At 63.3% G+C, this 24,180-nt stretch carries 26 protein-coding genes; 6 read left to right on the top strand and 20 right to left on the bottom strand.

Annotated elements, in window-relative coordinates; all coding sequences use genetic code 11:
* The first annotated feature begins 81 nt into the window (after positions 1–81).
* Positions 82–987, top strand: coding sequence for a LysR family transcriptional regulator (locus E4P09_RS08675; RefSeq protein ID WP_137389081.1), 906 nt, complete (start codon positions 82–84; stop codon positions 985–987).
* A 19-nt stretch (positions 988–1,006) separates the two neighbouring features.
* On the opposite strand, the gene E4P09_RS08670 is transcribed toward E4P09_RS08675, so the two are convergent.
* Positions 1,007–1,876 carry a branched-chain amino acid aminotransferase gene (locus E4P09_RS08670; protein ID WP_137389080.1) on the bottom strand — a complete coding sequence of 290 codons (870 nt, stop codon included), beginning with the start codon at positions 1,874–1,876 and terminating at the stop codon, positions 1,007–1,009.
* A gap of 212 nt (positions 1,877–2,088) precedes the next feature.
* Between E4P09_RS08670 and E4P09_RS08665 the strand changes: the two genes are divergently transcribed.
* The 4 genes from E4P09_RS08665 to E4P09_RS08650 all read left to right on the top strand — a co-directional run bounded on the left by E4P09_RS08665 (position 2,089) and on the right by E4P09_RS08650 (position 5,406).
* Positions 2,089–2,910 carry an AraC family transcriptional regulator gene (locus tag E4P09_RS08665; protein ID WP_205042046.1) on the top strand — a complete coding sequence of 274 codons (822 nt, stop codon included), beginning with the start codon at positions 2,089–2,091 and terminating at the stop codon, positions 2,908–2,910.
* A gap of 101 nt (positions 2,911–3,011) precedes the next feature.
* Positions 3,012–3,824 carry a fumarylacetoacetate hydrolase family protein gene (locus tag E4P09_RS08660; RefSeq protein WP_137389078.1) on the top strand — a complete coding sequence of 271 codons (813 nt, stop codon included), beginning with the start codon at positions 3,012–3,014 and terminating at the stop codon, positions 3,822–3,824.
* A gap of 16 nt (positions 3,825–3,840) precedes the next feature.
* Positions 3,841–4,302 (top strand): YbaK/EbsC family protein, encoded by a 462-nt coding sequence (locus E4P09_RS08655; protein WP_137389311.1) that lies wholly within the window; start codon positions 3,841–3,843, stop codon positions 4,300–4,302.
* Between the two features lie 123 nt (positions 4,303–4,425).
* Positions 4,426–5,406, top strand: coding sequence for an ornithine cyclodeaminase family protein (locus tag E4P09_RS08650; RefSeq protein WP_137389077.1), 981 nt, complete (start codon positions 4,426–4,428; stop codon positions 5,404–5,406).
* Between the two features lie 27 nt (positions 5,407–5,433).
* Here E4P09_RS08650 and E4P09_RS08645 read toward each other — a convergent pair whose 3' ends face one another.
* The 7 genes from E4P09_RS08645 to E4P09_RS08615 all read right to left on the bottom strand — a co-directional run bounded on the left by E4P09_RS08645 (position 5,434) and on the right by E4P09_RS08615 (position 11,434).
* On the bottom strand, positions 5,434–6,351 hold the full coding sequence (locus E4P09_RS08645) for an alpha/beta hydrolase family protein (protein WP_137389076.1): 918 nt from the start codon (positions 6,349–6,351) through the stop codon (positions 5,434–5,436).
* Between the two features lie 55 nt (positions 6,352–6,406).
* Entirely contained in the window at positions 6,407–7,165 is a 759-nt protein-coding gene (locus E4P09_RS08640) for an enoyl-CoA hydratase/isomerase family protein (RefSeq protein ID WP_170984308.1), read from the bottom strand.
* 10 nt (positions 7,166–7,175) lie between these two features.
* Positions 7,176–8,054: an amino acid ABC transporter ATP-binding protein gene (locus E4P09_RS08635; RefSeq protein ID WP_239025066.1), complete on the bottom strand. Its 879-nt coding sequence runs from the start codon at positions 8,052–8,054 to the stop codon at positions 7,176–7,178.
* Positions 8,038–8,697 carry an amino acid ABC transporter permease gene (locus E4P09_RS08630; RefSeq protein ID WP_170984307.1) on the bottom strand — a complete coding sequence of 220 codons (660 nt, stop codon included), beginning with the start codon at positions 8,695–8,697 and terminating at the stop codon, positions 8,038–8,040. The genes E4P09_RS08635 and E4P09_RS08630 overlap by 17 nt, the downstream gene beginning before the upstream one ends.
* Positions 8,694–9,425: an amino acid ABC transporter permease gene (locus E4P09_RS08625; RefSeq protein WP_137389073.1), complete on the bottom strand. Its 732-nt coding sequence runs from the start codon at positions 9,423–9,425 to the stop codon at positions 8,694–8,696. The genes E4P09_RS08630 and E4P09_RS08625 overlap by 4 nt, the downstream gene beginning before the upstream one ends.
* A 14-nt stretch (positions 9,426–9,439) precedes the next feature.
* Positions 9,440–10,297: an ectoine/hydroxyectoine ABC transporter substrate-binding protein EhuB gene (ehuB, locus tag E4P09_RS08620; protein ID WP_170984306.1), complete on the bottom strand. Its 858-nt coding sequence runs from the start codon at positions 10,295–10,297 to the stop codon at positions 9,440–9,442.
* A 315-nt stretch (positions 10,298–10,612) separates the two neighbouring features.
* Positions 10,613–11,434 (bottom strand): IclR family transcriptional regulator, encoded by an 822-nt coding sequence (locus E4P09_RS08615; protein WP_170984305.1) that lies wholly within the window; start codon positions 11,432–11,434, stop codon positions 10,613–10,615.
* A gap of 190 nt (positions 11,435–11,624) precedes the next feature.
* Here E4P09_RS08615 and E4P09_RS08610 point away from each other — a divergent pair, with 190 nt between their 5' ends.
* Positions 11,625–13,199 carry an AMP-binding protein gene (locus E4P09_RS08610; protein ID WP_170984304.1) on the top strand — a complete coding sequence of 525 codons (1,575 nt, stop codon included), beginning with the start codon at positions 11,625–11,627 and terminating at the stop codon, positions 13,197–13,199.
* Here the strand turns inward: E4P09_RS08610 and E4P09_RS08605 are convergent.
* The 12 genes from E4P09_RS08605 to E4P09_RS08550 form a co-directional block, all read right to left on the bottom strand.
* Positions 13,186–14,103: a cyclase family protein gene (locus E4P09_RS08605; RefSeq protein ID WP_137389069.1), complete on the bottom strand. Its 918-nt coding sequence runs from the start codon at positions 14,101–14,103 to the stop codon at positions 13,186–13,188. The two genes, E4P09_RS08610 and E4P09_RS08605, sit on opposite strands and share 14 nt — an antisense overlap.
* 100 nt (positions 14,104–14,203) lie before the next feature.
* The gene (locus E4P09_RS08600; protein ID WP_137389068.1) at positions 14,204–15,433 is read right to left on the bottom strand and encodes an LVIVD repeat-containing protein; all 1,230 of its coding nucleotides are present in this window, start codon (positions 15,431–15,433) and stop codon (positions 14,204–14,206) included.
* Entirely contained in the window at positions 15,426–16,424 is a 999-nt protein-coding gene (locus E4P09_RS08595; RefSeq protein WP_137389067.1) for a LysR family transcriptional regulator, read from the bottom strand. Before E4P09_RS08595 ends, E4P09_RS08600 begins: the two co-directional genes overlap by 8 nt.
* A gap of 27 nt (positions 16,425–16,451) precedes the next feature.
* Positions 16,452–17,240, bottom strand: a complete 789-nt coding sequence (locus tag E4P09_RS08590) for an SDR family NAD(P)-dependent oxidoreductase (RefSeq protein ID WP_137389066.1) — start codon at positions 17,238–17,240, stop codon at positions 16,452–16,454.
* Positions 17,241–17,293: 53 nt separating this feature from the next.
* A complete protein-coding gene (locus E4P09_RS08585; RefSeq protein WP_137389065.1) occupies positions 17,294–18,118 on the bottom strand; it encodes a sugar phosphate isomerase/epimerase family protein in 825 nt (274 codons plus the stop codon).
* A gap of 51 nt (positions 18,119–18,169) precedes the next feature.
* Positions 18,170–18,508, bottom strand: a complete 339-nt coding sequence (locus tag E4P09_RS08580; protein ID WP_137389064.1) for a cupin domain-containing protein — start codon at positions 18,506–18,508, stop codon at positions 18,170–18,172.
* Between the two features lie 54 nt (positions 18,509–18,562).
* Positions 18,563–19,309: an SDR family NAD(P)-dependent oxidoreductase gene (locus tag E4P09_RS08575; protein WP_239025065.1), complete on the bottom strand. Its 747-nt coding sequence runs from the start codon at positions 19,307–19,309 to the stop codon at positions 18,563–18,565.
* 51 nt (positions 19,310–19,360) lie between these two features.
* Positions 19,361–20,860: a tripartite tricarboxylate transporter permease gene (locus E4P09_RS08570; RefSeq protein ID WP_137389062.1), complete on the bottom strand. Its 1,500-nt coding sequence runs from the start codon at positions 20,858–20,860 to the stop codon at positions 19,361–19,363.
* A complete protein-coding gene (locus E4P09_RS08565) occupies positions 20,860–21,330 on the bottom strand; it encodes a tripartite tricarboxylate transporter TctB family protein (protein WP_137389061.1) in 471 nt (156 codons plus the stop codon). The genes E4P09_RS08570 and E4P09_RS08565 overlap by 1 nt, the downstream gene beginning before the upstream one ends.
* Before the next feature lie 93 nt (positions 21,331–21,423).
* A complete protein-coding gene (locus E4P09_RS08560) occupies positions 21,424–22,401 on the bottom strand; it encodes a Bug family tripartite tricarboxylate transporter substrate binding protein (protein ID WP_170984303.1) in 978 nt (325 codons plus the stop codon).
* A gap of 117 nt (positions 22,402–22,518) precedes the next feature.
* Complete coding sequence (locus E4P09_RS08555; protein ID WP_170984302.1) at positions 22,519–23,544, bottom strand: Gfo/Idh/MocA family protein; 1,026 nt, start codon at positions 23,542–23,544, stop codon at positions 22,519–22,521.
* Entirely contained in the window at positions 23,541–24,113 is a 573-nt protein-coding gene (locus tag E4P09_RS08550; RefSeq protein WP_137389058.1) for a flavin reductase family protein, read from the bottom strand. The genes E4P09_RS08555 and E4P09_RS08550 overlap by 4 nt, the downstream gene beginning before the upstream one ends.
* Between the last annotated feature and the right edge of the window lie 67 nt (positions 24,114–24,180).

Genomic DNA, 24,180 nt, shown 5'->3' with positions numbered 1-24,180 from the left:
GCAACGATTAAGCCTCGACAACCCACGAGCCTCAATGAATAATGATGCCTATCATTATTCATATTCTTTGGAGGTCTGCTGTTGGAGTTCCGCGAGCTAGAAGCCTTTCGGGCCACGGTTCTCCACGGAACCGTCTCGTCTGCTGCCGCCTATCTCGGCATCAGCCAACCGACCATCAGCCGCTTGCTGTCCGATCTGGAGCACTCGCTGGGGTTTCCGTTGTTCGTGCGGCGCAAGGGGCGGATTGTGCCGACCGAGCAAGGGATGGACTTCTATCACAGCCTGCAGGAAGTCTTCGATGCGCTGACTCGCCTGAAGTCGCGCAGCGAAGCTATGCGCAAGGAGAGCTTTCGCACCCTTACGATCATTTCAATGCCGGCCCTGTCCATGACCGTGGTGCCGCAGATCATCGACCGGTTCCTGGCGCGGGTACCGGAGGCAACGGTGAGACTCATGACCGTGGATGTCCCGACCTATTTCCGGATGGTCAGGGAGGCGCATGTGGATGCAGGCTTTGGAAATCAGATCGGCGATCAGCCCGGGATCGAGCAGGAAACGCTGGCAACTGTCGATTATATCTGCGCCCTGCCGCAGGGCCACAGGCTCGCAGAACGTGAGCATGTGACGCTCGAAGAGATCCGTAAGGAGCCGCTGATATCCCTATCGGAGCTCAACGAAAATATATTTCGGCAGCATGATCGGCTACTCGCCGCCGGGCAATATACCGGCAGGACATCCATCCAAACACAGAATTCCGCCACCGCTTATGCGCTCGTGCGGCGAGGGTTGGGGATTGCGCTGCTCGAGCCGTTCTCGGCGAGCTTCTGGGAAGCCAACGGCGTCGTAACCCGGCCGTTCCGTCCGAGACTGAGCTACCGCTATTCGGTGAGCATCAACCGCAACACCAAGCCAAACCGATCTCTCAAGACGCTGTTGCGGATCGCGCGCGAAGTATTTCGCCCCTATGACAGGGGCCAGGCGAGCTAACCGTAGGCGCTGGGCCCGTTCAAACCAGCGCTGCAGCGGACTTCGCAAACTCCCGGTAAAGCGACCGGGCTCTCTTTGCCACGGGACCGATTTGCAACTCCCGATCCTGGTAGCGGGTGACAGGCATGACCTTCGAAATGTTGCCGGTCAGGAAAATCTCATCCGCTTCGGCGAAATCGTCGAGGGACATCGTCGTTTCGACCACTTCGACACCGTCGTCGCGAAGCAGCTTCATCACCCGCTGCCGGGTTATTCCGTTGAGGAAACAGCCGTTCGGAACCGGCGTGAAGACGACGCCGTCCTTGACAGCAAAGGCATTCATGCTGGCCGTCTCCGCCACATTGCCGTCCGCATCGAGCGACAATGCATTGGAAAAGCCGCGCGACCGGGCTTCGGTCAGGATTCGCCCATTATTGGGATAGAGCGATCCTGTCTTGGCTTCGGTAACCGCCATATCCTGGCGCGGCCGCCGGTAGGGCGACACGGTCAGGGAGTAAGCGCCGATCGGTGGGAAAGGCATGTCTTCGAGGCAGATTGCAAAGCCGGTGGAATCGGGATTGAGATCGATCACGCCGGGTCCCCCATCCCGCGACCACATCATCGGCCTAATGTAAAGCGTGGCTTCGGGCGAGAACCTCCTAAGTTCCGCCCGGACCAGTGACTCGATTTCCTCGGCCGTGACAGGCGCGACCATGCCCATGACTTCGGCCGACCTGACCACTCGCGCGCAATGACGATCGAGGTCCGGCGCTGCACCCTCGAAAAAGCGCGCGCCGTCGAAAACCTGGGTTCCAAGCCAGGCTGCATGGTCCGCCGCCCGTATGATCGGAACGTTGCCATCGATCCATCGGCCTTCGTAGTAGGTCGCGATTGTCTTGCCGATCGCCACGTGAAGCTCCTGCCAAGCTCATGGTTGCCGAGACCCGAACGGGCCAAATCGTTCCAGCTGCGAGCCGACGCAGCCAGCGAGATTCGAAAATACCAAATGCCGAGCGCTCCGATTGCAAGGAATAATGTCCGATAACGTTATGCGCCCTTTTGGGTTGACAGGCCTGGCTAGACCTAGCGAGTGTCCGGGAAACCGACCGCGGTGCGATGGACGTGGACTTCGATAAGCTTTCCCGGGACAGGGTGCGTACTCTGGATGACGGACAAGCCGGCATCCGGCGCATGGAGGCGTTCTTCCATGGCACGCCCTATTCGCTGCACCGGCATGACAGCTATGCGATCGGTATCACACTCTTCGGGCTTCAGTGCTTCTTCTACCGGGGACGCCGGTATCGGGCACGGCCTGGGCAGGTTCACATCCTTTTTCCCGATGAACTGCACGATGGCGGGGCGGGAACGCAAGACGGTTTCGCCTATCGCATCGCCTATATCGATCCATGCCTCCTGCAACAGGCTTTGGGCGGGCGGGCATTGCCTTTCGTTCGGAACCCGGTGCTGACAGCCGACAGCGCATGGGCGTCGTTGCTTGACAAGCTCTGGGAGCCGGACCTTTGCGAAGACGAGTTCTTGCGGACCGAATTCGTCGCCGATGCGGTCGATTGCTTGGAAACCGCCGCCGGAAGCCGGTCTGCCGGGCGTCCCGGGTCTATTGCGTTCGAGCGTCTGTGCAAGGTGCGCGAAGCAATCATTCAGGATCCGGCCCGACGCCTTGACGCCGCCGCTCTCGAACGTCTGGCCGATATGGACCGGTGGAGCATCGCGCGCAGCTTTCGCGCGGCTTTCGGAACCAGCCCGAGCCGGTTCCGCACGATGCGGCAACTGGAACGCGCGCGCGAGCGCCTCGAAGCCGGCATGCCGCTGGCTGAGGCGGCCCTGGATGCCGGCTTTGCCGACCAGAGCCACATGACGAGGCGGTTTCGCGAGGCGTTCGGCATGTCGCCGCGCCAGTGGAAGCGAGCCACGTTCGGCGCCTGACCCGACGCACAACCATTCAAGATTGCCCGCCGCCCTTTTTCCTAGGGTTCATCCTTTGCCGCTGGACTTCCCGCGGTGCAACCGATGTGAAAGGAAGGGGCATGACGCCACAAACCGAAATTCAGAAATATGTCCGGTTCGAGAGCGCCGGTCGCATCGCCTATGGCCGGTGGAAGGACGGCGTGATCGAGGAACTGGAGGGCTCGATCTACGAGGGAGCCAGACCGACCGGCGCCACTTTCCGCTCCGAGGATGTGCGCTTGCTGGTGCCTTGCGAGCCATCCAAGGTCGTCGCGGTGGGCCTGAATTACGCGAGCCACCAGACATTCGTGAAGTCCGCAGAGGGCGGCTTCACTTTGCCGGGCGGCAAGCCCATGGATATGACGAAGCCCGTGATCTTTGCCAAGTTTCCCTCGAGCCTGATCCCCGACGGCGCGGAGATCGTCTTTCCGGAAGGCGCAAGCAACGTGCATTTCGAGGGCGAGTTGGCGCTCGTGATCGGAAAGAAGGCAACGCGCGTGAGCGAAGCCGAAGCCAGGAACTACGTCTTCGGCGTTTCGATTTGCAACGATCTCGTCGACCGCGAATGGCTGTTGAACGACCTGCAATGGTTCCGCGCCAAGGGTGCCGACGGCTTCGGCCCGATCGGGCCGGCGATCGTGACGGGGCTGGACTACTCCAACCTGCGCTTGCGGACCTGGGTCAACGGCGAATTGTGGCAGGATTCGTCCACAAGCGAACTGGTCTATTCGCCAGACAAGCTGCTCAGCTACGTCTCTCAGTTCGTGACGCTGATGCCGGGCGACGTGATCTTTACCGGGACCCCCGGCAAGACGCGGGCGGTGACACACGGTGACACGATCGAAATCGAGATCGAAGGTGTCGGCCGCCTCTGCAACTCGGTTGCCGCCTAACCGCCAGAGACGAGCCATGACACCCGAAGCCATGCGGAAATATCTGGCCGAATATGCGCCCGACTTGAAAATCGTCGAATTGGGCGAAGCGCATACGACTGACTACATCTCGCGCGCGTGGAACGTTCTGCCCGCTCAGGTGGCCAAGACGCTGACATTGCGCGTGGCCGACGATGCAGTCATCGTCGTCACCTGCGGTGACTCGCGGCTCGACAACCGCAAGGTCAAGGAAGCGCTCGGCGGCAAAGGCCGGATGTTGCCCGGGCCCGAGGCGTCCGCGATCACCGGCCATCCCGTGGGCGGCATCACGCCGCTTTGCCTTGCCGCGCCGCTGCCCGTGTATTTCGACATTCAATTGAAGCGTTTCGACGAGGTCGTCACGGCAGCCGGCTCGACCCATGCGGCCATACGCATCCCGCCGGAGCGCTTTGCCGAACTCGTCCAGGCCAAATGGGTGGACGTCTGCAAGGACCAATAGGCCTGGGTGGGGTCAGCGTGCAGCGTCACGGCAATGCCGGATCGGCTCATGTACGCTTCCGGGTTGACCTAGATCGCATCGCGAAACACTATAGCCGAATGCAATCCGGAGCACGACCATCGGATGAAAACAACGTGCTGCGAGCCCGGGTCCAATGCGGATGCCCCCATATTCCTGTCCGAAGCTGAGGCAGCCAAGCGGCTGACGCCGGCACTGCTCCTGGAAACGGTCGAAACGACACTCCGGCAGCTTGCCGCAGAGCGCGCGACGGTGGCCACCCCATCGATGATTGCCGTCGAAGATGCGCGGGGGCGGCGAGCCTTCAAAGCCATGCCGGGCGCGTTGCCGGAGCAGAACGTGGCGGGCGTGAAATGGGTCGGCACCTTCGACCGGAACGCTCAGGCGGGTCTTCCTCGCGCGCCGGCAACGGTGGTTCTGACGGACTTCACCAACGGCACGCTGCTGGGGATCGTCGAGGCCACGGGGCTCACCGCCTGGCGCACAGCGGCAATGGCCACGGTCGCGGCAAGGCACGCGGGACTTGCTTCGCCTGCACGGATCGCCGTGCTGGGATTTGGCGCCATCGGCAAGGCACTTGCAGCTCTGCTCGCCCATGGCTTTCCGCAGGCCGAAATCCGCGTCTGGAGCAGAGACCAGCGCAAGACGGATGCGGATGCCCAGGCGCTGCTGGAGGAGACCGGCATTCGCGTAACGCCTGCCGCGCGCGTTGAACAGGCCGTGGACCGAGCCTCCATCATCGTCACGGCAACGGGCCTTTCCGCCGACGCGCCGTTTCTCAGCCGCTCGATGGTGAAGACGCCTGCCTTCATCTGCGGCTTGGGCTCCTACCAAGAGCTGGCTGACGACCTCATCCTCGCCGCCGACACCTTGATCGTCGACGACTGGCAAGCCGCGACCAAGCGCGGCAACCTGGCGCCCCTGATCAAAGCCGGGCGACTGACGCCCGAACGGTTGGATGCGAGCCTGGCGGAGTGGGTGGCGGGCAAGCTCGCTGGCCGCGCCCACCCGCACCTTACCGTTGCTTCGTTCACCGGCCTCGGCGTGCTCGACGTTGCGATGGCGGCCAAGCTCCTTGGCCGCTGAGTTCGCTGCCGGCTGGCTGCCGGCCCATCAGCCCGTGATCTCGCCACGCTTGATCCGATCCAGGATCACGTCGGTGGGAACGCCCCGCGCGCACCAGGCCGCAACATGCCGCCCGGTCCGATCGAGGGTGTGGTTGGCCGAACCGACGGCCTGTCCCTCCACCAGCCAGACCTGATGTCCCGCCTCTCGCACGGCGTCGGCATAGGCCTTCTGATTCACTTCCGGCACAAACCGGTCTTGCTTGTCGTAGATCACGAATATTCTGCGCCGTTCGTTGGCATCGATTTCGGAGACGTGCCTTACGGGATCATAAAACATCGGGTTCATGTATTGGGCCAAGGCAGTCCCATCGTCGATGGCGTTCTGGATTGCCGCCATGGAAAGCGACGCGCCGGTGAGCGCTACGCATTCGATGTCCGGCCGGCGGGTCACCACATATGCCGCCATGGAAGCTCCGCCTGACTGCGCGGCGAGAGCGACCTGCTTCAGATGATGCCGTTCCTGAATTTTGCGGAGCGCTTCGTCCAACAGCTGCGCTTCCCGCAGCTCGCGGCGGCGTCTGTGGTCGCCGGACGAGCCATAGGTGCCCGGCCGCGCGACGAAGATCACGGGGTAGTTCAACTCGCTGGCCGCCGCCTCGACGAACGCCTGTTGTGCCTTTGCGGCGTTATCGGTGTAGTTGATGGGCTTGTCTTTGAACAGCCTGTCGCCGCGAATATAGGCGACAGCCCCCTCCGCACCGGCAAGATTGCTGTGATAATACCGGATGCAGTCGCCCCGTCCTGCGATCTCTATCCAGACGGCATTGCCCTTGGCCGCGCACGCGCTTTCCGACATGACCGTGTCATTCAGCAGATCGTTCTCCGGAAAAACGTCATCGCCACTCGCGTGAGCCAAGGCGAATCCGGCCAGGCCCATGAAGCAGCCCAAGTACAACCCTCGCATTTTTCCCTCCCTGGGTAGTTGTTGGTGAACGCGATGGTGGTTCTCGCCCCGCCGCTCAGGGCGACGCGCGGTGGTCCCCGCCCAAGAAGGCCCGTGCGCCGGCTTGGGATATGCCGCTTTCGAAAGCGCGGCGGTGCTGGCGCACGGCATCCGCGAAAACCTGGCCGAGCTCGTCGGATAGGCTGTCGTAAAGCCAGCCCTTGGTCAGCGCGAAGCTTCCCGCCGGACTCTCGGCCAATCGCCTGCACGCCGAAAGCGCTACCTCCAGCACCTGCTCGGGGGGCACGACGAGGTTGAGCAGCCCGAGGCCGTGCAGCTCGTCGGCGTCCATCAGGCGCGCGCTGAGTGCCAGCTCTCGCGCCCGCGCATCCCCCACGCTTCGCTGCAGCAGCCACGTCCCGGTGACTGATGCCAGTCCCCGGCGCACCTCGGTCTGGCCCATGCGAACGCCGGGATGGCCGATGCGGCTGTCGCACATCAGCGCCATCTGAAAGCCGCCACCGGCGGCGACCCCGTTCACGGCCGCCACCAGCGGCTTCCTGAACGAGAGCAGCCCGCGGGCGAAGGCCTCGAACTCCTCGACCCAAGGCGTATTCTCGTCCCATTGCGCGGCTTCGTTCAGATCCTGGCCGGCGCAAAATGCCTCGCCGGCCCCGGTCAGCACCGCGCCGGCATGTTGGGCATCGCCACCGATTTCGGCCAGCAGCCGCACGGCCTCCGCCCGCATGGCCCGCGTGAAGGCGTTGAGTTTTCCAGGATTATCGAAGCGAATGACCGCGATATCGCCGGCCGTTTCAAGCGTGACGCACCCCACTGCCATCTCCTTAGTGGTTCAAGACCGATTGTAGAAAGGCTCTGGTCCGCTCCGAGCGCGGCGCCCCGAAGATCTGCTCCGGCGGCCCCTGTTCGACCACCCGGCCGGCATCGAACATCACGATGCGATCGGACACCTCGCGGGCGAACCGCATCTCGTGGGTGACGATGAGCAGCGAGATGTTCATCTCGCGGGCGACGTTGCGCACCACGTCGAGCACCTCGCCAGCCAGCTCCGGATCGAGCGCCGAGGTGATCTCGTCCAAGAGCAGGATCTTGGGGCGCAACACCAGAGCCCGCGCGATCGCGATGCGCTGCTGCTGCCCGCCGGAGAGTTGCCCGGGATAGGCCCTGGTCTTTTCGGAGAGCCCCACGAGGCGCAGGTGCTCGAGCGCCAGGGCCTCGCTCTCCGCCTTCGGCAGCTTGAGTACGGTGCGTGGCGCGAGCAGCAGATTGTCCAGCACGGTCATGTGCGGAAACAGGTTGAACTGCTGGAACACCATTCCGCACTGGCGCCGGATCGCGGCCTCTTCCCGTGGCGATTTCGGCCGGCCGGCGCGATCGAAGAACATGCTTTCGCCGAACAGCAGGATATCGCCCGCGCTCGGCTTCTCCAGGGTCATGGCAAGCCGAAGCACGGTGGTCTTGCCCGAGCCGCTCGGTCCGATGAGGGTGACCTTTTCCCCTGGCTGCACCGCGAGATCGAAATCGACGAGCACGGGGTTGGGGCCGTACGACTTCGACACGCCGGCGAATGTGATGGCGGGAACACCTTTGTGGGCTGCGGGGCGCGCTTCGACCTTGTTTGCGCCGATCGAGGCCGATGCCGCCCCGGGCATGGTCCTGTCCCCCTCGGCCAAAAGGGGCATGACGTCATATGTGCTTTTCATCGTGCTTGGCCTTATAGCGGTAGAGAACGTAGACAAACGGCAGATTGAGAGCGAGGTATAGGACGCCGGCCAAAGTATAGGGCTCGAGATAACGGAACCGCTCGTAGCCCACGGTCTGGGCCTGCCCCATCAGCACCGGTATTCCGATCGCGAACAGCAGTGCCGATTGCCGATAGAGCAGCAGCACGTAGTTCACGAGCGAAGGGATGCTTTTGCTCACCGCCAGCGGGATCAGCACATCTCGCCAAGTCACCAGCTTGGGCAAGCCGAGAGCGCTGCAGGCATCGCGCAGGCCCGAGGGTATGGTGAGCAGGGCACCGCGATAGACTTCCGAGCAATAGGCCGCGTAGACGATGCCCAGCACCAGAATCCCGACCGTATAGGAGGAGAGCGTGAGCCCAATTTGCGGCAAGGCGTAGAAGCCGAAAAACAGCAGCACCAGGATAGGCACGCCACGCAGCGCCTCGATCAAGAAGCGCACCGCGAACTGCCCGGCGCGGCCGGACACACTGGCGAAGACGGCGAGTAGAAGGCCGCCGAACAGTGAGATGGCCGCGCTCGCCGCCGTGACGAGGAGCGTGATCCATACGCCCCATAACAGCTCCGGCATGATCTCGGCTGCGTAGGACCAGTCCCAGATCATTGCAGCAACTCCGCCGGTTGGCGACCAGCACGCCAGCTCGAGAAGACGGACAGGGCCTTCGGCTGGCCCGCCCTGAGCGCCCGGTTGAGCGGCAAGCACCATTCGACGGCGCGGAAAATGACGCTGGTGACAAAGCACAACACCCAGTAGAGGATCGCCAGCATCAAGTAGATCTTGACGGTGTCGTAGGTGATGTTGCGAATGTTGTTGGCGACGTAGAAAACGTCCTGGACGCCGACGAAGCTCACAATCGTGGTCCACTTGACGAGATCGACCGCCAGGCTGCCGAAGGACGGCACGATTTGCGACAGGGCCTGCGGCAAGATCACCAGCCGCAGGGTTTCAAACGGCGACAAGCCAAGCGCGCGGCTTGCATCCGTTTGGCCCCGGGGGACCGACTCGATCCCGGCCCTCACGATCTCCGCGCCATAGGCGCCGCCGACCAGCGAAAGGACGAGAACCGCGGCGGCAAAGGGGCTGAGCTGCGGCATTCCCGGAATCAGCGGCAGGGCGTAGTAGGCCCAGAACAGGTAGACCAGGGCGGAGGCGCCGCGTAGAAGCTCGACCACCGCGCCGGCCGCGACTCTCCGAGGCAGCCGGCGGGCGCTGCGAAAAATGCCGAGAAGAACCGAGGTTATGGCGCAACCGACGATGCTCAGCACGGCTACGGCCAGTGTCGTCTTCAAGCCCTGGAGAAGTGCCGGAAGGTAATCGAGCAGCACCGTCATGACGACCGCCGGGACTATTCGCAGCCGGGCGCCAGGTCGGACGCCTTGGAAAGTCCGGCGAGGACCTCCCAATTGGTGAAGCCGTACTTGCCGGCGTAGAGCTTCTGCATGGTTCCGTTTGCGCGCAGCTTCGCCAGCTCCGCATCGAATGCATCACGGGCCTGCATATCGCTTTTTCTGAAGACGATGCCGATGCCCACCAGAGGAGACGCCGGGTCGGCGATGCGCTCCACCCCGCGCTGCTCGGGCTTGGGCACGCTGAACTCGCCGACGGCGAAGGCGTCTGCGCGGCCCCCGAGCACCGCCGCGACGCCCGCCTGGATATCGGGCACGATGACCAGCTGGCGGCGCTGAATGCCGGATTGCCGCGCGAACGCTTCCTGGGAAGAGCCCGACAGCACGGCGAGGGTGACGTCGCCTTTGCCGGCGACGGACGTGTAGCCCTGCAACTGCTTCGGATTGCCCGGCTTGACGTAGAGGGCATCCTGCTGGGCGGTGACCGGCGCGGTGAACAACACGACCTCGCAGCGCGCCTTGGTGATATTGAGCCCGGCCGGGATGAAGTCGAACTGCTTGGCGTTCAGCCCCGGGATCATCGCGTCCCAGGTGGTCACCGTTGCTGCCAGGCCCTCAACCTCCAGCCCCTGAAGCACCGCCTTGCTCAGATCTATCAGATAGCCCTGCGGGTCTCCGTTCGGCGACATGTAGGCATAGGGCGGCGCCGACGCGATGGCGACTTGCGCTTTCCCCGCCGCCTGTATGGCGGCAATCAGCGGCGACGGCTGCTCCGCATAGGCATGTCCAGCTTTGGCGGTCAGCATCAATATGGCTGCAATCGCAGCGCTGCGGCGGGATGTCCTCTGCGCTTCCATTCTCGCGGCTCCCCTTTGGAACATGGCCTTGTCGAGGATGGGGCTCTGTTCTCGTTGCCCTCAACCAAGGTCATCATACGCATCGATGTAGCGCATTGCAATACTTTTTACTTTTCTGCAACACGGACCGCACGAGCCAGCCGCTAGGGGCGAGGCAAGCCGGCCAGCCCTCGGCTTCAGAAAACGGTTCCGGGATTCGAGGGGAAACCGCTTAGAGCGTTTCCGCTTTTCTCTAAATCGCGAAACCGCGTCTCAAGTTCTTGCTTGGTCGCATTTTCTTCACGCGAACCGGCATCCACCTCGCTCGAAAATGCTCTAGAACGCGCCGAGCGCCACGGAAATCTTGCGCGCCGCCTCGACCACGGCGGGCACGAACAGGCGCTTTGCCTCGGCGAACTTCATCCGTGTGTTCGGAACGGACATGCTGACCGCAGCGACCACGCGCCCCGACCCGTCGATCACCGGCGCCGCGGCGGAAATATCGGCAGAAATGACCTGGGATTCGACCATCGCGTAGCCGTCGGCGGCCGCTTGCTGAATGAGCTGGCGAATACGCTTACGGTCGATCACCGTATTCGGCGTATAGGCCACATAGGCCGATTCATCGAGCAGCCGCTCCCGTTCGGCCTGAGGCAGCAGTGCAGCAATCACCCGCCCCGACGCACTGTAGATGGCCGGGAGCCGAAATCCGATCTGAATATTGGTTGAAAGCACATGCCTGCTGGGGATGCGGGAAATGAGAATGATGTCGCTGCCGTCGAGCACGGCCAGATTGACGGTCTCACCCGTTTTTTCGTGCACCTCCACCAAAAAGGGCTGGGCGCGCTCGATGATGGGGTCGCTATAGAGATAGGTATAAGCAAATTCGAGGATCTTTGCGGACAAGGAATATTGCTTGGTCTCCTCGTCCTTCGTTATGAAACCCAGTTCATGCAACGTGTAGAGAAATCGCTGGGCAGCGCTCTTGTCCAGACCGGTGATCTTGGTGATTTGAGCCAGGGTCAGCCGGGGCCGCTCGCGGCTGAACGCCTTGAGGACGGCGAAGCCCTTCTGCAGCGAATTCACGAACAGCGACCTTGCCGGCTCGGGATGCGCTGCCAGCTTTGCCCTCGGCTGCTTTCCTCGACCGGCAGACATTCCACCCTTTTTCATATCAGAACTTCCCATCGGGAACGAGCCTGCGCATGCTCAAGCATATCGCAACGCAGCATATACCATCGCCTTCCAACCAAAAGCACTTGTTTCCCGCTTCACGGGTTGACAATCCCTCGTTTATGGCGTTATGCGATATAATGTATTGCAATACGCTACTATTGGAAGAAAAACGATGCTCTCTGCCGCCCCCGAGGCCCGTCCCATTTGGCAGCTGATCGAGCACCAATCGGCCCTGCGCGGCAACGCGGTGTTTCTGCGATTCGCCGGGCGGGAGCTGACCTATGGTTCCCTGGCTGAACGGGTGCGCACCGCAGCCGCAGCCTTGCGCGCCAGGGGACTGGAGCCGCACCAGCGCGTTCTCGTGATGATGCCGAACCATCCGGAGCATGTCGTCGTCTACCTCGCGCTGGCATGGATCGGATGTGTCATCATCGAGGTCAGTATCCATCTCAAGCGCAGCGGGATTCAGCTGCAGATCGAAGACGCAAAACCGCATGCCATCATCGTCGACCAGGCGTTCCTTACCGAAACGCAATCGGCGCTCGCCATGGCCGGCGTACGGCTGCCGGTATTGGTGCGGGACGCCGAGCCCGGCCTGCGCTCCCACGACAGCGCTCTCGATATCACCAATGGGCGCGGCCGGCCGGAGCATCCGGAAGAGCGCTCCTTGGATGCCGTCCATGCGATTTCCTATACGTCGGGCACTACGGGCCGGCCCAAAGGCGTGGTGATGACCGAACGCTTTTTCCAGGTGGGCGCCAAGAATGCCGGCATCCTCGCCGACGTCCGCCCGTCCGACATCCTGTTCCTGTGGGAGCCCTTCTACCATGTTGCGGGCTGGATGAGCGTTCTCATCAGCCTGCAGCATGGCGTTCCGATCGCCATGGTCGAGCGATTCAGCGCCACGCAATGCTGGCAGCAGATCCGCGAGAGCGGCGCCACGCTCTTTCACTATCTGGGCGGCGCGATGAACCTTCTTTTGAAGCAGCCGCCGCGACCTGACGATGCCGACAACCCGGTTCGCATCGCCTGGGGCGCCGCGGCACCGGCCGGCAGCTGGCGCGCATTCGAGCGCCGGTTCGGGGTCACGGTCCGCGAAGGCTACGGCATTTCGGAGGCTCAGAACTTCACGCATATGAACCTGGAGGGCCGCGTCGGCTCGATCGGCGTGCCGGTTGAGGAATTCGACGCCTGGATCGCAGATGAGGCCGGCCGGCGCGCAGGCCCGGACGAGATCGGCGAAATCGTCGTGAAGCCGAAAGACCCCAGGGTGATCATGCGCGGCTATTTTCGCGATGACGCGAAGACGGGAGAGGTCCTGCGGGACGGGTGCGTCCATACCGGGGATCTCGGCTATGTGGATCGAGAGGGCTATTTCTACTATGCCGGCCGCAAGAAGGATTCGCTGCGGCGACGCGGCGAGAACGTTTCGGCCTGGGAGGTCGAGCGGGTCATCAACGCCCACCCCGCGGTTTCGGAATCGGCGGTGATCGGCGTTCCCTCCGAAATGGGAGAACAGGACATCCGCGCCTTCGTCAAGCTGGCCGACGGCATGGCCGCAGCGCCGCTCGACCTCGTTCGTTGGTGCGAGAAGCACCTCGCCTATTACCAGATCCCCCGCTACATCGACTTCGTCGACGACTTCCCGAGGGGGCCGACACAACGAATCCGCAAGGACGAACTGCCGGCCGGTACGGCCGCCGCCTGGGACCTCGAGCAGAGCGGCTACAAGCTCACCCGCATGTAAAACCCAGGCAGGCATGGGCGCGCACGGGAAAAGTGCCCATGCCGCTGATCTTGGGCGGGACCGCGGAGAAGCGGAAGCCGGATGCCGGCAGCGCGCCGAGGCCGGTCAGATGCTCGACGATCGGGATGCCTGCTGCCAGCAGGATCGAGTGCACGGGGCGCGCGCCATCCGCGGTGTCGTCGATGTTGAGGGAGTCGATGCCGACGAGCGCCGCACCCTCATCGCGGAGATAGCGCGCCGCCTTTTCCGTCAGGAAGGGATGGCCTTCGAAATAGCGGTCGGTGCGCCAGTGGCGGTCCCAGCCGGTATGGACCAGCACGGCCTTGCCGCGACACTCCACCGGCACGAAATGCTGCCAGTCGATGGCGCGCTCCGCGGCACCCTCCACCCTGACCACCACGCCTGGAACGCCTGACACCCGCTGGAGCGGAAGGCCGGCGAGATCGTGGCCATCCGCATAGCGATGAAAGGGCATGTCGATATAGGTGCCGGTATTGGCGACCATGTCGATCCGGCCGATCTGGAATTCCGTGCCTTCCGCGTAGATCTCGCGTGACTGCTGGCGCGAGAGATGATCGCAGATGAGCGGCGCCGGCAGCCCCTTATACGTGATCATGCCATTTTCGATCGTGTGGCTGAGGTCGACAAGGCGAGGGGCCTCGGCGTTTCCGCCAGGCGCTTCCGCGCCATGCGCTGCGCGCTTGTGCCGTTCCTCGATGATGCGCTTGTTGAGGATGCGCACCTCACCCACCATAAGGAGGCGCAGGTCGCGAATGATATAGGCGGCCAGCGAATCGTCCTCGATGTCGTCGCCCTCGATATCCAACCGGAAACCCTGGCCCTGCAAGCCGCCGCCATTGGAAAACACCACTTCGAAGTCGAAGCAGACCCTCCTGTCCACCATGCCTTGGTCCTCCGGTTGATGACATGCCGCACCGGATCTTTTCGCAGACGCGCGGCCCACGCGCCAGATGGCGCAGGCGAGCGGAGGCAGCCGGCCCCTGTTACAGGCAGGAACAGTTCAGGACATAAATTCCGTGATTCTTGTCGGTGACGAAGATGTTGCCACGCCGGTCCACCAGCACGTCTTCGGACTGTGTGACCAGGCCGGTCTTGGGAAGCAGCCCTCGTCTTTCCACGGGATCGGGCGCGATGAAATAGGCGATCTCGCGCGGGGTCCGCTCGTCGGAGATATCATAGACGCGCAAGCCGGCGTTGAAGTAGGTCAGGAAGACGACGTTCTCGTTCTGGTAGAGCACCTTCTGAAACTGCGGCTGGTGCTGGTTATGGGGCCCAAAGCGTCCCGGCCGCTCGTAGAAGTTCCTCACGCCCATGCCCTCCGGCGGGATCGGCTGAGGAAACAAGGAGATCAGGCGGGGCGCTTCCTCCCTGCTGATGTCGACGATGCCGGCATAGCCGAGCGGCTCGTTGCCCTGCTCCTCGATCGCCTCGGAATTGACCACCACCAGCGGGCGGTCGTTGAGCGGCACCGCCGTATGAACGCAGATGAAGGCCTGGAACGGTGGCGAGAACGGCAGATCGCTGACCAGCTTCGGCCGGGTGACGTCCGAAATATCGAGGATGACGAAACCGCCGGCACTATACGGAAGATAGGCGCGATCGCCTTTCACATAGGCTCCCCCGTGCAGCAGCGTGCCGTGGGGCACCCCCGGCTCTCCCCCGGCCGTCCATTGTCCATAGCGCCACCAGCGGGAGACTTCCACGGGCCGCGAAGGGTCCTGGATGTCGACGATCTGATAGATGTGGCCGTCATAGCCTTCGGGAAGCGCGGTGGCATGCACATAGCGCCCACCCGCATAGTAGTTGCGATGGGTACCCTTGCCGCCGGTCTTGTAGTGACCGAGCTGGACCGGGTTCTCCGGATCCGCGAGATCCCAGATGACGAAACCCTCGCCGAAGGGCGCATTCGGATCCTCGCCCCAGCCTTGGAGAATGCGCTCCTGCGACGTGATCATCAGGCCGTCCGCCACCTGAACCTGCAGGGTCCAGGTGTTCGGCGGGCCGGGGATGAAGCGGACCATGCGCGGCTCGCTGGCATCGGTGATGTCGACGACCGACAGCCCGCTATGCCAGAGATGCGCCACATAGAGATACCATCTGCCGCCGGTTTCATGAATCGCCATCTTGAACCCGGGCCGGCCGTCGAGATCGGTGTAGCCCGTGGCGGTGATGTTGTGGGCCCAGGCCCGCCCGCTTGGAAATTCGCTAGGCACAGGACGTCTCCTCCCTCACGCGCATTGATGCCCGACTGCCTAGCCGAGGCTCGGCAGCACCGGGATAATCGAGCGGGCGCTGCTGGCCCGGGATCATGGTGAGCGCCCCCTCGTTACGGGGCAGCGCCATCTCGTCACGCGCAATCCGCACCACCAGGGCAGGCGCGGGAGCTGGAGCACCTTTCGGCTGCACGATGGCCAAGACGCGCTTCAGCTCGATGCCGGATATAGGGAAAGCGCGGACCACCCCGCTTTCCACCTCCTCGCGCAGGGTGGCAACCGGCAGGATGCTCGGCCCCATCCCGGCCACCACCATTCGCCGGATCGCGCTGATCGAATCCACTTCCACCTGAACGTTCAGCCGCTTTCCAAATCCGGAAATCTGCGCCTCGACGAAACGTCTCAGGGCAGTGGTCATCATGAGGGGCAGGTTACAAATTTCCGCAAGCGTGTAGTATTCGCGCGCGTCCTGCAAGTTTCGCGCATCGAACACCGCGATCGCTTCCGGACCAAGCGGCAGCACGTCCAGCATGGGTGTGTTGACCGGCGCCGGGAGGATGGCCGCCTGCAGCCGGCCGGCAAGCAGCGCCTCGGTCAGGAACGGACCGTCGCCCTCGACGATGCGGAGCGAGATGTTCGGCGCCTCCACGCGCAGCCGCCTGACCAGCGATGGTGCCAGCAAGGCCGCGAGCGTGTCGGGAAGGCCGAATGCGACGTTCCCGTGCAAACTTCCGCGGCGGCCCGATATGTCCTGTTTTGCCAAGGCGAATTCATGCATGATGCGCCGGCAGCGCTCGTGAAACTGCCGTCCGGCCTCGGTCAGTTGCACCCCTTGCGGCAGCCGGTGAAACATCTCCGCGCCGATCTCCACTTCCAGGCGCCGGATGTGCCTGCTGAGCGCGGGCTGGGCGATGCCGAGATCGCGCGCGGCCATGGTGATGCTGCCGACATCCGCGACATGGAGAAAATATTCCATTCCCTTCCAGTTCACCGACGGATCTCCCTGCGCCCCGTTGCACTAGATCGCGGTGAACCCGCCATCGATGACCAGCGATGCGCCGGTGATGTAGGACGCGGCATCCGACAGAAGGAAAACGGCTCCGGCCGCGATCTCCTCTGCCTTTGCGATCCGCCGCATCGGGGTGTTTGCCAGGAGCGAGGCGAGCCAGTCGGTATTGAGGGTCGCCGACCGGGCGGTTTCCGTTATTCCGGGATGGATACAATTCACCCGGATGCCTTGCCTCGCGTATTCCACGGCGGCAGCCTTGGTCAGCATGATGATGCCACCCTTTGCGCTGTGATAAGCTGCAGCCCTTCCCGAAGCGACCATTCCGTAGGTCGATGACGTGTTAACGATCGCGCCGCCCCCCGCGCGGCGAATGGCGGGGATGCAGGCCTTCATGCCGAGCCAGCTGCCCTTGAGGTCGGTGTCGATGGTGAGGTCCCACTGCGCCTCCGAGGTGTCCTCGATGCCCGGCCGGCCGGGCGCCCCCGCATTGTTGATGAGCCCGGTCAGCCGCCCGAAGGTCGCTTCCGCTTCGGCGACAGCATCCTGCCATGATTGCGGGTCGCGCACATCGATATGCCGGTAGATCACCCGCCCCGGGCCGTATCGTTCATTCATCTGCGCGGCGAAGGTGGTGCCTTCGTCATCCAGGATGTCTCCCATCAGGACGCAGGCCCCGCGCGCCAGACACCCTTCGGCTTCCGCCGCCCCGATACCGTGAGCCGCGCCGGTGACGATGACAACCTTGCCGGTGAGATCCATCGCCCCGGGGGAACGGCTTCCTGAAGACGCTGTGGACACTCTTCAACGATCCTCCATTGCAAGACCACGCATGGCGGCCGGGCGCCGGCCCATCACAGCCCAAGTTCCTTCGCAAAGAGCTTTTCCAGGGAGTCGAAGCCACGCCGCGCGACGACCGCGGGGTCGAGCGTTCTGTAGTAGGCGTTGAAGACTTCGGCCGAGAAATCGCCCTCGTACCCCGTCCCCATCACGCGTTCGACGAAGCTGCGGACCGGCTTCACCCCTTCGCCCGGGAACAGCCTGTAGTTCCGCAGCATCTCCCGCGGGGGGAGATTCGCGGCCGGAAAATCCGACACCTCGCAGAGGAAGATCCTGTCGCCCGGGATCTGGTCGATCTCGTCGAGCGGAGACTCCGCAAGGAAGACGTGGGACGCATCCAAGACGAGGCCGAAATTCGGATGATCAACATCCTTCACCAGCTGCCAGCCGAGCATGTAGGTGTTGATCCAAGGCCCCTGGCTGAGGGGCTCGAAAGCCACGCGAACGTTCCTGGCACGGGCGATCTCGGCGAGCGCCTGAAAATCCTCCACCGCGCGCGCCCAGTCCTTCTCCACATGCGCGCTGACATTGGACGTCTGCACGAGCGTGGTTGCACCGATCAGCGCCATCTGATCCATCATTTGGCGCGCCAGCTCCAGTTTCTGCGGCTTCATCGCGGCCGGTATGCCTTCAAAGGTCCGCATCATCATGTAGCAAGTCGGCCGGAGCCGGCTCGAGCGCGCGGCGTCGAAATTCGTGCCGATATCCTCGAAGCGGCCGAAGAAATCCGCTGGCCACATGGTGGTGGCGGTGAACCCGGCCGCCTCGAGCGCCGCCAGCTTCTCGCTGAGCGTTCCGGCGAGATTACCGGTATTGAAGGAGAGGCGGTTCCGGTTCATGGGCAAGGTCCAGGTTTGCGGGCGGGTTGATTTGGCGATATCTGTGCGTCCCTAAGCGGGCCGGTGGCCAAGGCCGCCGATCACGCCCTTCACGCTCACGCATTCCACATCGTCGAGCATCACAGTGCCGTGCGGAACATTGGGGGCGAACAGCGCCGCCTCGCCGGGCCCGATGATGGTTTCGCTTCCTTCGGTCATGACCTTCATCCGCCCCTTGAGCATATAGACGATCTGCTCCTGGGGATGGGCATGCATCTTGGCGCCTTCGCCGGCGTTGAACCGCAGGATCGCCAGCTCCACCTGCGTCCCGGTGATGAGCTTCGCCATGGCCGTGGATTTCTCGGGCGTGACGAGCTCCTCGGGAATGTCGTTGAAGTCGAAAAAGGGCATTGCACGCTCCCTGTTCACGTCCACGATCCGCCCGCCAATGCGGAGCGGGAACGGCTAAATTGCTGTGTAGCCGCCATCGACCACCAGGGACGTGCCGGTGACGTAGGAGGCTTCGTTCGACAGGAGGAAGAGCACGGCGGAGGCGATCTCGCGCGGGGCGGCCATGCGCCCGAGCGGTGTTTTCCGCAGGAGCCCTTCCAGCCAGTCCGGCGGCAGAGTCTGATTGCGCGGCGTGTCGACGACCCCCGGATGGATGCAATTCACCCGGATATTCTCTCGGGCGTATTCGGCGGCCGCGGCCTTCGTGAGCATGACGACCGCCCCCTTCGCGGCGCTATAGGCGGTGCTGCCATGACCGGACGCAACAAGGCCGTAGGTCGATGACGTATTGACGACCGCGCCACCACCCGCGCGGCGGAACGAGGGTATGCAGGCCTTCATGCCGAGCCAGCTACCCTTCAGGTCGACATCGATCGTTCTTTGCCATCCCTCTTCCGTGGTGTTTTCGACACCCGCGCGCCCGGGTATGCCGGCATTGTTCACCAGCGAGGTGAGCGGACCGAAGCGCCGTTCCGCGAAAGCCACCACCCGCGCCCAATCGTCTGCGCTGGTCACGTCCAGCCTCTGGTAGGCGATGCGGCCACCATGCCCGGCCGCTTCCATGGCAGCGGCAAAGGCCTCGCCCTCGTCGTCGCGAATGTCGCAAGCAACGACACTTGCGCCATGATCGAGCAGGATCTCGGCTTCGGCAGCGCCCAGCCCCTGGGCCCCGCCGGTTACGATCGCGACCTTGCCGTTCATCTGCATTCCAGCCGCCCCGTCATCACTAAGCACAAAGCAAGGCCCGCATGGTCACTCACAGAAAGCCTCCTCGCGCTTGGCTCGGAAAGATGGAAGCAGCAGCAGCAGGATGAAACCGAGCGCGATCAGCAGGAGGGCAAGGCTGATCGGCCGGTCGATAAAAACGGTCAGATCGCCGCCGGACTGAACCATCGAGCGCCTGAAATTGGTCTCCAGCAGCCGGCCGAGGACAAAGCCGAGCAGCAGCGGCGCAGGCTCGAAGCCGTAGCGGAGCAGGAAAACGCCGAACAGGCCGAACAGGGCCGCGATCATCACGTCGAGGTAGCTGTTGTTGACGGTGTACACGCCGATGACCGCAAACAGCAGGATGGCGATATAGATGATCCGGTAGGGGGTGCGCAGCAGCTGGATCCAGATGCCGACAAGCGGCAGGTTCAGAATGACCAGCATGGCATTGCCGATCCACATGCTCACGATCAGCCCCCAGAACAGGTCGGGCTTTTCGGTCATGACCTGGGGCCCGGGCTGAATGCCGTGAATGATCATCGCCCCCATCATCATGGCCATCAGCACGTTGCTGGGAATGCCCAGCGACAGCATGGGAATGAAGGACGTCTGGGCCGCCGCGTTGTTGGCGCTTTCTGGCCCCGCCACACCCTCGACCGCACCCTGACCGAAGCGCGAGGGATCGCGGGAGAGCTTCTTCTCCGCGATATAGGCCGTGAACGAGCTGAGAACCGCGCCACCGCCCGGCAGAATGCCGAGCGCCGAGCCGATCGTCGTTCCCCGCAGGGTGGCCGGGATGGCCTGCCGTATCTCGGTGCGCGATGGCATCCAGGTGCCCACCTTCATCAGGGTTCCGGAACTTCCACTGCGATGCCGCAACTCCCTGATGACGTCGGCCACCCCGAACAAGCCGACGGCGACCGGCACGATGTTGATGCCATCCGCGAGCTGATTGAATCCGAAGGTGAAGCGCCAGACGGCGCTGTCGACATCCATTCCGACCAGGCCCAAGAGGACGCCGAGCGTCACCATGGCGGTTGCCTTCAGGACCGAGCCCTGGGCGAGCACCACCGCGCCGAGCAACCCGAGCACCATGAGCGAGAAATATTCGGGGGAGCCGAAGGACATACCCGCCAGTGCGAGCGGCGTCGCCAAGAGGGCAATGAGGAGAGTGGCCAGGCTGCCGGCGAAGAACGAGCCGAGCGCTGCGATGACGAGCGCAGGACCCGCCCTCCCCTTTCGGGCCATCTGATGCCCGTCGAGGCAGGTCACCACATTCGACGCCTCGCCCGGCAGGTTCAGCAGGATGGCTGTGGTCGAGCCGCCATATTGGGCGCCGTAATAGATGCCGGCGAGCATGATCAACCCGGACACGGGCTCCAGATAGAAGGTCAGAGGGATCAGCATCGCGATCGTCGACACCGGCCCCAGACCGGGCAGAACCCCGATCACCGTGCCGATGAGACAGCCCAACAGCGAATAGCCCAGGTTATTGATGGTAAAGGCGACCGATGCGCCGAGCGCCAGGTTGGCGAAAAGGTCCATCAGTTGCCCCCCGGAAGCAGAGGCAGCTGCACGCCGACGACATACCAGAGCGCAAAGGCCATGATCAGGAGCGCCACGGTGACCATGACCGTCTCGAGGATTTTGCGGTTGGGCACGGCCGCCGCCGATACGAGGATCAGAACGGTGCTGGCAATCAGCAGGCCGACGCTTTCGACGATCCAGGCAAAGATGACGTAGGAGAGCGGAATGAGGATGATCGGTGTCAGCCTGAGCCTCTCATCCGCCGGTGCATTGACCGGCCCATGGCGCAGACCGTTGATGATTACGGCAAGGCCGATAGCGAGCAGAATCCAGCAAAGTGCCCGTGGGAAATAGCCCGGGCCCATGTTCGCGGCGGTGCCCACGGGGTAGCGCCGGGATGCCCAAAGGAAGAACGCGGCGATCCCCATCAGCGCGGAGCCTGCGATGAAGTCATCGCTGGTGAGGAATTTTCCAAGGGAGAACTTCATGTGGCCGGATCCCAGGCGTCGGCCGCCGAACGGGGCGGATTGTCAGATCCGGCCGCGCCGGACGGCGCGACCGTCAAATCTTGCTGTCTCGAGCTATTCCGAGACCTGGACGCCCGATTCGGCGAGATTCTTCCGCCAGCGCTCCAGCTCGCTCGCATTCCACGCCTTGGCTTCCTCGAGCGACTTGGACACGACCGGAATCATCTGGTTCGACAGGAATTTCTCGCGAACCTTGGGAATGGCTTGAGCCTGGACGGTCGCGTTGAACAGCTTGTCGATCACTTCCGGCGGCGTGGCCGCGGGCACGTAGAGAGCGCCCCAGTAATTGGCCGACAGTTCGGGATAACCGAGCTCCTTCATTGTCGGCGTGTCGGGAAAGTCGGGCAGGCGCTCGTTCGTGGTGACCACGATGGGCTTCATATGGCCCGCTTTGATCAGCGGCCTTGCCTGGATGATGTTGAGCGAGCAGAAGTGCAGGTCGCCGTTGATGAGGTCCGGAGCCGTATTGCCGTCCGCATAGGGCACATGAACCAGATCGAGACCTTCCTTCTTCATGAAGATCGACATCTCGATGTGAAGAGCGCTTCCGACCCCGGTCGAGCAGTAGCGGACCTTGCCGGGGTTCTCCTTGGCGTATTTGCGGAACTCTTCGATGTTGCTGGGCGGGAAATTCTTCGACGTGGCGACATAGACGGCCGGCACGTCCGCCACGCGGGAGACGACCGTGACGTCCTTGTCGTAGTCGATGCTGAACTTGCCGGGGTGAATGGCCACGGTGGCGCCGTTCACCATGCCGCTACCCATCATCACCGTGTAACCGTCGGGCTTGGACCGGGCCATTTCCTCGATGGCAACGATACCCAGGCCGCCCGGCTTGTTTTCAACCACGACCGGCTGGCCGAGGATCTCGGTCATGCCTTCAGCGATGATGCGGGCGGTCGTATCCGTCGACCCACCGGCAGCAAACGGAACGATCATCCTGATCGGCTTGGTCGGATAGTTTTCAGCCGAGGCGGCCGAAATGCCGACCGCCAGGAGCAAAGCCGAACATAGAGCGTAAGCAAGCTTCACGTTTTCCTCCCATCTTTTTGTTTCGGGCATCCTTCAGCAGGTCGGATGCCACGGGTCGTTGTCGCCACACCCAAGACCGGCGGATCCGATTGCCGATCCGTTGCACCGCCTGGCCGGTCACGAGACCATTCTCGCGGCGGCCGGCGCGGCGAGATGCACCGTTTCCCGATGCGCCGCCGACAGCGCAATCGCCTCGAGAACCTCGATATTGTGGATCATCTCCTCATGGGTGTTCGGATAGTCGGCGCGGCCCAGCGCCGCCTCCGCGAAAGCCTCCAGATTGGCCACGACCGAATCGGTCCAGCCGAAGCGGCGGGTCACGTGCGGCTCACCCGTCCGGGCAAGCACCAGTTCCGCGAAGCCCCCGGGCGTATCCGGATGGGTGTCATTGCGGATCTCGACCCATTGTGCGCTACCGAAAACATGCATGCGCATGAAATGGGGGGTGTAGAGCACCGCGCTCAAACTCGCCGTCATGCCGGCCTCGAAGCCCAGCTGGACCGTGACCACATCGCCCGTTTCCCAGCCGAGAATGCGATCGGCCGTCATCGCCTGCACGGTGCTCACCCGGCCGAACATGGCGATATAGAGATCGGTGAGGTGGATGCCCATCGCGGTCATGCCGGCCGCGGGCGATACGGCCTTCGACCGCCGCCAATCGCCGGGCGGCACGCCGATCAGCTTGTCGTGGCTGAACGCTGCCTCGGCATGCATGACCGTGCCGAAATCGCCCTGTGCGACCATGGCCATCAGAGCCTGCATGGCCGGCTCGAAGCGACGCTCATGGCCGATGCCGAGCGTGACGCCGGCTCTTTTGCATGCCGCCACCGACCGGCGCGCGCTCTCCCCGGTCAGGCCAAGGGGCTTTTCGCAAAACACGTGCTTGCGCGCGGCTGCGCAGGCAATCACCTGCTCCTCGTGCAGTGGATTTGGCGTGGTCAGAATGACGGCCTGAACATCATCGCGGGCGAGGGCCTCCGCGAGGTCGAGGTCGATCTGATAGCCGAGCGCCTGTATTTCCGGGTGACGTTGCCGCGCCGGCTCGACAATGGAGACGACCCGGATCCGCTCGTTGCCGCTCAGCCGCGTGGCGATGTGCTTGCCCCACCATCCGAAACCGGCAATGGCGACGGTGAAGGTCAAGCCAATCCTCCCATGGCGGACATGGAACCTGACTTGTCGTCGGCTGGCAGCTGCGTGAGGCGGCCCCGGTGATAGACGAGCGGGGCCTTGTCGGTCGCCCTAAGGTGCCTGACCTCGCCGATGATGATCTCGTGATCGCCGCCTTCATGGCGTCTCCAGACGGCACATTCGAGAGAGGCGAGAGCATCGCTGAGCAGCGGAACGTTCATCAACCCTCGCGACCAGGGGATTCCGGCGAACTTGTCGCGGGCCGGCCTGGCGAAGCGATGGCAAAGATCCGCCTGATCCGCCGACAGGATGTTGATGGCAAATGCGGGGTGCCCGCGAAAGGCCGCAAGGCTCGGTGCCGAAAGCGACAGGCTCCACAGGATGAGCGGCGGGTTCAGAGAAACCGAGTTGAACGAGTTGATGGTCAACCCGACCGGCATCTCGGAAGGCCCGAGCGTGGTCGCAACGACGACACCGGTGGTGAAGCAGCCGAGCACCTTGCGCAGGCCCTGGGCGTCCGGGCTCAGCGGGATGGCCTCTGCCCCTGCATCATCTGCTCGATGGAAAACCCGCAAGCTCATGCGAGAAATATGACCGACCGGGTCTATCATTGCAAATTGTCTTGCTTCATAAAGGCTATCAGATTAG

Origin of the sequence: Rhodoligotrophos defluvii (assembly GCF_005281615.1) — a bacterium.
Lineage (GTDB): Bacteria > Pseudomonadota > Alphaproteobacteria > Rhizobiales > Im1 > Rhodoligotrophos > Rhodoligotrophos defluvii.
Note: the sequence above shows the minus strand (reverse complement) of the source record. Positions and strands in the feature narration are given on the sequence as shown.